This is a genomic window from Frankia sp. CeCAU1 (assembly GCF_977971845.1).
In genome coordinates this window covers 29,242-36,756 of record NZ_CDWWXA010000040.1, presented here as the reverse complement: position 1 = coordinate 36,756, position 7,515 = coordinate 29,242, and the positions used below count along the sequence as shown (strand labels likewise).

Genomic DNA, 7,515 nt, shown 5'->3' with positions numbered 1-7,515 from the left:
GCCCTGAACCCCGCTCCGGAAGGATGTCCATGCCAATACTCCTGGACCCGACCGCGCACACGCCCACCCACATCCTGATCCAGATCAGTGACACCCACATCGCCCGCGAGGGTGAGCTGATGCACGGCAAGGTCGACACGTACGCCGCGCTGCGCACCGTGCTCGACCAGATCGAGGCGTCCACGCTGAAGATCGGCGCCCTGCTGCTCACCGGCGACCTCGCCGACCGCGGTGATCTGCTGGCCTACCAGCGGTTGCGTGACCTGGTCGAACCGGTGGCGGCGCGCCTGGGCACGCCCGTGCTCTACGGCGTCGGCAACCACGACTCGCGTGGCCCGTTCCGGGAGGGACTGCTCGGCGCGGAACCCACGGCGGAGGCTCACGACTACGTGCACTGGGTCGGTGACCTGCGGATCATCATGCTCGACACCCCACCGAACCGGGCGAGCACAGCGGCTTTCTGAGCACCGCCCAGCTGCGCTGGCTCGCCGACGAGCTGGCCACCGCGGCCCCTGACGGGACCATCCTCGCCCTGCATCACCCACCCGTGCCGTCCCCGCTCGCGATGGTGAACTCGCTCCTGCTCGCCGAGCCGCAGAACCTCGCCGACGTGCTCGCCGGCAGCGACGTGAAGATCGTGCTGGCCGGTCACGCCCACCACGCGTCCGCGGGCGTGCTCAGCGGCGTTCCGGTCTGGGTGGCGGGTGCCACCGCCTACCGGATACGCACCCTCGGCCCGGCCGACCGGATAACCGGCCTGGTGGGGGGCGAGTACACCCGGATCGACGTCTACCCCGAGGGGGCCGTCGCCACCGCGGTACCGATCGCCACCTCCGAAGTGGTCTACGACATGACCCTCGACGAGGTCGTCCAGCTCGCGGCGGATTATCACTGACCCCGTCCGGCACCGACCCCGTCCGGCACCGACCCCGTCCGGTGCGTCGGCCCTTCCCACGCCTCCGGACTTCCCGCGCCTCCGGAAAGGATGCTTCCGAACCGTGTTCGTCGAAATCGCCATCCCGGGGGCAGCCTGCGCCACGGTCCCCGCCGGTGCCGCAGTTTCCGCCGGTGCCGCAGTTTCCGCCGGTGCCGCGTCGCGCGTGCCGGTGCGGGCCGCCCGGCCGTCCCTGGCCCGGCGGATGCTCGCCGCCACCCCGCCCTACCTGTACCTGCTGCCCGGAGTGGCCAGCCTGGTGCTATGGACCTACAAACCGATCATCGAGGCCGTCCAGCTGTCCTTCTACCACTGGAACCTGCTGCCGAACTCGCCACGGACCTACGTCGGTCTGGACAACTACCGGCAGATCTTCACCCTTCCGCAGCTCCGGGGCGCCGCGAAGAACACGCTGTGGTACATCCTCGGCCTGGTTCCGTTCGCCATCGTTCTGCCCACCGCCATCGCGCTGGCCATCCGGGACCTGGGCGGTCGGTCGCGCACCGTCTACCGGGCGCTGGTCTTTCTGCCGATGCTGGTCGCGCCGGTCCCCGCCGCCGCGGTCTGGCGCTGGTTGCTGGATTCCAAAGGGGTGGTGAACCACGCCCTCGGGCTTGGTGACTACAGCTGGCTGCGGGAGGAGCGGACGGCGCTGATCGCCATCCTGGCGATCTGCGCGTGGCAGATCCTCGGCTTCGCCACCCTCGTCATCTCCGCCGGACTCACCGGCATCAGCAGTGATTACGCCGAGGCCGCCGAGATGGACGGGGCGTCGCGCTGGCAGGTCACCCGGTGGGTGACTCTGCCGATGCTGCGCTCGACCCTGCTGTTCATGCTGCTGATAACCGTGCTGCTGTCGGGGCAGTGGACATTCCCACTGCTCGACGTGCTCACCCAGGGCGGCCCCGCCGACTCCTCGACCAACATCTATTACCTGCTCTGGGAGTTCGGTTTCCGCAGCCTGGACTCCGGTCTGGCCTCCGCGGCGGGCATCGCGTTCTTCCTCGTCTTCGCGGTGGTGGCGGCAGTGCTGGTCAAACTGGCCGACCGGTACAGCTTCGCTGACAACTGACCCGGACCCTCGGCGACCGGATTTCTCGACGCACCCCGGTCCCCCGATCCAAGGATGCGCACACGATGAGCAGCATGCGGATACCGCGGATACCCCACTGGCGGGCCGCGGCCAGCCATCTGATGCTGGCCCTACTGAGCCTGATCAGCCTGTTTCCGGTGTACTGGATGTTCGCCACCTCCTTCCGCCGGCCGGACGACATCTTCGACCAGTCGCTCCTGCCCTGGCCGCTGAGCCTCGCGAACTACCGCTACGTCTTCGACAGTCTCGACATCGGCGTGCTGCTCGCCAACACCTTCACGATCGCCGCCGTCACCGCCGCCGGCCAGCTCATGATGTCCCTGCTCGCCGCCTACGCCTTCGCCGCCTGGGAGTTCCGCGGCAGGACCCTGTTCTACCTGGCGTTCGTGGCCACCTGGCTCATCCCGTTCCAGGTGACGATGATCTCGAACTACCTGGTGCTGTCGAACCTGGGCCTGCTGAACACGCTGGCCGGCGTCATCGTGCCGAACCTGTGCTCGGCGCTCGCGGTGCTCATGCTCCGCCAGCACATGCAGGCCTTCCCCCGGGAGCTGCTCGACGCGGCCCGCATCGACGGGCGGGGTTCATGGTCCACATTGTGGACGGTCGTCGTGCCGAACCTGCGCCCGGCGCTGGCGTCGCTGTCGATCCTGCTGTTCATCACCGCCTGGAACGAATATTTTTGGCCGGCGCTGGCGCTGCAGCGGGCGAACTCCGTCATCCAGCTGGGCATCCGCGGTTTCCTGACCCTCGAGGGCGACAACTGGGGCGCCGTGATGGCCGGGTCCGGCCTTGCCTGCCTGCCCGTCTTCGCCCTCTACCTGGTCCTGCAGCGCCAGGTCGTCGACGCGTTCGTGCGCTCCGGCCTGCGCTGACCGCGCTGACCGCGCTGACCGCTCCGGCCTACGCTGACCGCGCGGCCCCGTTTCCCGGCGGCAGCTCCTCGCCTCTCGCCTCTCGCCTATCCAAAGGAAGCCGGCCGGCCGGGTGACGGCGATCCAAGGTGGGCCGCGAAAGTGGGCCGCGAGATCGGAGAGCTCCGTCAGACGGACGGGGTGACCATATCGTCGGCGATCCGCTCGATCCTGGCCCGCAACTCGGCCAGGGGGAGCCTCAGGTCGAGCACGTACGTCACGAGCTCGATGGGCGCGGGACCCCCGATCCGGCTCCGGATGACGTCGCCACGACCGCCGGGCTGGCCGTCGGCCCGCTCCGAGCCGGCGTAGACGAGCCGTCCCTGCCGGGCGCCGAGCCGGGCACAGTAGGCGATCATCTGGTGGTACACGTGTGCGCGCGCGCCCTGTCGGATCGCGAGCCGGTACTTCGCGTCGAGGACAACCGCCGGGATCATCCGCCCGCCCGGGCCCTCCGGCCGGTACAGCACGAGATCGGGGCACATCTCCAGCGTCCGGTCCTCGTCGAGGTGGTGGGTGCGGTCCTGCAGGCGGACCTCACCGCCGCGGTGGGTGAGGACCTCGTCGACGGCGTGGGTCACGAAGTCCTCGAAGACCTCCCACATCTTCACCACGAAGCCGTCCACCCGGAGCGTCTCCCCGTCTTCCCGTTCGAAGGAAGACGAGCGCAAGACCGTCTCGGCGAGCCGGAGCGCCGCATGGTAAGGCGCGTTCACCCGGGTTGGCACCCAGTCCGGCGGCTCGACGGGGCCGTGCGCCGGCTCGGCCACACCGTCCAGGGCGGCGGCGATACGGCGCAGCTCCTGGGCGGTGGCCGGTGCCACCCCGGCCAGGGCGAGCAGCGAGCGGGTGGCTGCGAGCAGCAACCGGTTCTCGGCGGTGTCGACGGTGCGCTCGTCATAGCGCACCTCGAGGGGGAACATCACCCCGGACCGTTGCCGGAGCTGCGCGGACTCGCGCAGCCGGCCGCGAAGGACGGGAAGCGCCGCATCCACCTGCCGATAGCCTCGCGGCACCCCGTGCGCGAGCGCCCGCGAGGCGGTTCGGGCGAACGCCACGGCGACCGCGGGCAGAAGATCCGGTTCCTCCGCCGCCTGGACCTCGTCCTCGAACCACCTGCCGCGATCCTGCGCGTAGCCAAGCAGAAACAGCAGACGGCGGATGGTGACCTTGGGTCGGATGCGAACCTCGAACGCATCCTCGCCCGACCCGAGGCGCACGGTGCCGACCAGGGCGTTGTCCTTGACCTCGCAGGTACCGTCGGCACGCCGTTGCCGCACCTGCGCCACCTCGCTGGCATCGAGCGCATCGGCCTGGCCCGGGCTCAGCTTCCGCCGCTGCCACCCGGCGCCCTCGGTCAGCTCCACCGGTGCAAGCATGGCCTCAGCCTGCCGCGGGGCCGGGGATGGTGTTCGCGGGGACTCCGGCGGCCGGAACCACCGCGGCCGGAACCACCGCGGCCAGGCCGAGGGACTGCCGCAGCGCCGGTAGGCCGTACCGGGCCGCGAGGTCGATGGTCTCGCCGACGTGGTGTTCGGCCAGCAGCGGCAGGATCTGATGTTCCCACACCCGGTCGAGGCCGTCGGCACTCTGGTGGACGCGGTCGCGCATCAGATAGGACGGGCCGATGCGGGCGTCCGGGTCGTCGATGCGGCGGTTCAGCTCGCCGAGCAGGCGGGCCGCCTCGTCGGGCAGGTCGCCTGCCGCAAGCCAGCGGCGCAGCACGGACGCGGTCGGTTCGACGTCCGGATGGAGCCCGACGAAGGTGAACCGCCGGCGCAGCGCCTGGTCGAAGGCGGCGATCGAACGGTCCGCGCTGTTCATCGTGCCGATGATGAACAGGTTCTTCGGTAGTTGGAAGTCGCGCGTGTCCGCGGAGGCGTACTGGGTGGTGACGGCCTCCCCGCGGTATTCCAGCAGAAAGTACAGCTCACCGAAAATCCTGGCCAGGTCACCCCGGTTGATCTCATCGATGATCAGGAAGAACGCCTGGCGGGGATTGAGCTCGGCGGCGGTGGCGAGCCGGCGCAGCGGACCGTCCACGAGCTCGAAGGACATCCGGTTGGTGGTGGCCGCGTCACCGTCGCCGCCCTTCACCTGCACCGGGCGGAAACCCTGGAAGAAGTCCTCGTACATATAGGACGGATGGAACTGGACGAGGGTGACGTTCTCGCGCCGATCGTCGGCGAGATGCCAGGCCAAGCGCCGGGCGAGGTACGTCTTGCCGGTGCCGGGCGGGCCGTAGAAGATGAGCTGCGGCCGGTCCCGCAGAAGCTCGACGCACCTGCGCAACCAGTCCCGGCTGTAAAAGAGGCCGTCCGCGAACTCGTCCGTGACCTCGCGCAGATCGTCCCCGCCGAGGACCTGCCCGGCGAGGGCCTGGCCGGCGAGGGCCTGGCCGGCCAGGTCGGCGTCGGCGCTCTGGGGGGCGGCCCCCGTCGTCGCGATCGATGCCACCGGCGCGGGCGCGGGCACCAGGGCGTCGAGGTCGGCGACGAAATCGGAAAGATCGACGATGCGCGCTTCCGCGTTGCCGAGCAGGGCCGCCACCCGATCGGGTAGATCGAGGTAGTTCACCGGCTCGTCGGCGTTGCGCCAGTGGACCGGCCGTTGCAGGTCCGCGACGCCCCCGACGCTCGCGACGAACACCGGCGGTCCGAGGATCTCCCCGACGTGGTACTCGTCACGGTCGTTCACGACGACGAGGTCGTTCTCCCGCATCCGGCTCAGGAAGGCGTGGTACTCGCTGGTGAGCCGGCCGCGCCGGGCCGAGGTGAGCGAGGCGTGTTCGCGGTCGACCGCCCGGCGCACCTGCTCCCGGTCGACCCCGGGCCGCACCTCCAGCCGGTCACCGGGCAGGGAACAGACCTCGTCGGCCAGCCAGAGATCCCGCGCCAGCGAACGGCCACGCCGGTCCGCGCCGCGCACCAGCCAGGCCCGGCGAGGGATCCGCTCCGGCGCGATGGACTCGACGAGCATGCGGAGGCCGTCGAGCGGCAGCCGCAGCTCGACGGCAGCCCGCCCCGCCGTCAGGTCGCCGACCTCGACCTCGAACCAGTCCAGCCAGTCGCGATACTCGTCCTCGGTGAAGCGGGCCTCGCGCGGCGGCCGGCCCGCCGGGTCGAGTACGCGCGGCCAGCCCTCGGGGCGGGAGCCGCACAGATGGCGGACGAGGCCGTCGACCGTCAGATCGGCCACCGTCGAGAGATCCGTGACGCTGACCCAGGTCTGTTCGGGCAGCACCGCGAGGACGTCGTCCACCAGGCCAAGGCTGCTCCGGTGTTCCCGCCAGTAAGTGTTGTGCTCCGTGACATCACGCCACCACGCGGCCTGGTCCGGGAACGCCCGCAACGCATCCCGGCCGATTCCGGTGGCCTGCCACCGGCGGTTACTCTCACTCAGATGACCGGCCCTGGCCAGGTAGACAGCGCCCCGCAGGACGAGTTTCCTTGCGACGGCGCTCCGCGGGTCGTCACCTGATCCGCGCCGCCATCCGGGATCGGCGCCAGCATCGGACGCACGCATCCGCATCCACAGCTCGTCCGGAGACGCCTCGCCGACCTCCGCCAAGATCCGCATAACCCGGTACAGCAGCCCGCCGATGATCTCTAGCTGATCCGCCATGCACCCGCCCCCGAGACGATCCACCCGCAGAATCTGATCGGGAGCAATTATTCATCAGGTCATCAGACAACGACGAAGCACTCATAGCGAACGAAACTTCCACTACCCAGAGTGATAATTCTGGTGAGCCAGCCAGGCCGTCCGGAGAGGTAGCGAGCCGTCCGTTTCCCGCTGTCGCCGTCCACACGCCTCGCGCACCGAACGCCCGTCGCCCCCGGCGGGCCTGCCGGCAACCGAAGATCGATGCTGCCGTGAGCAGGCACACAGGCCGGCAGGAGCGTCCTCACCGCGAGCATGAAGGCGCGCGAACCGATCTGTTTCGCGCGGCGCCGGCTCACGTGGACCGCGGAGAAATACGCCCCCCGATCGCCGGAGGTGATTACAGGCGGCAATCCCGCCCGGCTCGCTTCTCCGCGCCGGGATGCCGTACAAGTGCCAGGCGCTTCTGAATACGATACCGTTGGCCCGGTCACGAGAATGGCTCTCTTCTGCCCCGGGAGCGTCCATGGCTGTTCGCCGGTCTCCGGCCAGGTTACCGCGGTGACTCCGGCCGACTTCCGTGGCCTCGAAACCGCCCCGGAACGACCCGACGCAGGCGGTGGGCCGGTCCCGGAGCAGTCTCGGGTCACCGAGATCGACAGAAAGCTCGACCTGCTGGACCGCGCCGCCTCCCCGGGCGACTCACCCGAGCCCCGCCATCAGGAGCGACCGGCCGGCCGGGATGCTCCCAGCCGGAACACCTCCAGCATCGACGCCAAGCTGGACCTTCTCGACAGGGCGGCGCTCGCCCGTTCCGGCGGCGGCGCGGCTAGGCCGGCGGACACCACCGGCGACCGGCCGTCCGAGGTCCGCCCGCCCACCGAGCCCGGGAACAGCGACCGGGCTCGGATCGAGGCCAAGCTGGCGCTGTTGGAGGACGCGGCCCGCCGCTACCGCCCCGAGCCCCCGGA

General features: G+C 70.1%; 7 protein-coding genes. 5 read left to right on the top strand and 2 right to left on the bottom strand.

The genetic code is table 11. The features are described from left to right. The first annotated feature begins 29 nt into the window (after positions 1–29). From AC08OO_RS09860 to AC08OO_RS09845, 4 genes are all read left to right on the top strand, one after another. Complete coding sequence (locus AC08OO_RS09860) at positions 30–464, top strand: metallophosphoesterase (RefSeq protein WP_476618437.1); 435 nt, start codon at positions 30–32, stop codon at positions 462–464. A gap of 83 nt (positions 465–547) precedes the next feature. After that, positions 548–895: a hypothetical protein gene (locus tag AC08OO_RS09855; protein ID WP_476618436.1), complete on the top strand. Its 348-nt coding sequence runs from the start codon at positions 548–550 to the stop codon at positions 893–895. Positions 896–998: 103 nt separating this feature from the next. Continuing rightward, positions 999–2,006, top strand: a complete 1,008-nt coding sequence (locus AC08OO_RS09850) for a carbohydrate ABC transporter permease (RefSeq protein ID WP_476611516.1) — start codon at positions 999–1,001, stop codon at positions 2,004–2,006. A 65-nt stretch (positions 2,007–2,071) separates the two neighbouring features. Further along, positions 2,072–2,902, top strand: coding sequence for a carbohydrate ABC transporter permease (locus tag AC08OO_RS09845; protein ID WP_011437225.1), 831 nt, complete (start codon positions 2,072–2,074; stop codon positions 2,900–2,902). Between the two features lie 167 nt (positions 2,903–3,069). On the opposite strand, the gene AC08OO_RS09840 is transcribed toward AC08OO_RS09845, so the two are convergent. Both AC08OO_RS09840 and AC08OO_RS09835 read right to left on the bottom strand, forming a co-directional pair. Further along, positions 3,070–4,320 (bottom strand): McrC family protein, encoded by a 1,251-nt coding sequence (locus tag AC08OO_RS09840; RefSeq protein ID WP_476611515.1) that lies wholly within the window; start codon positions 4,318–4,320, stop codon positions 3,070–3,072. A 4-nt stretch (positions 4,321–4,324) separates the two neighbouring features. Continuing rightward, entirely contained in the window at positions 4,325–6,565 is a 2,241-nt protein-coding gene (locus AC08OO_RS09835) for an McrB family protein (RefSeq protein ID WP_476611514.1), read from the bottom strand. 540 nt (positions 6,566–7,105) lie between these two features. Between AC08OO_RS09835 and AC08OO_RS09830 the strand changes: the two genes are divergently transcribed. Beyond that, a partial coding sequence (locus AC08OO_RS09830) for a hypothetical protein (RefSeq protein ID WP_476618435.1) occupies positions 7,106–7,515 on the top strand: 410 nt, incomplete at its 3' end.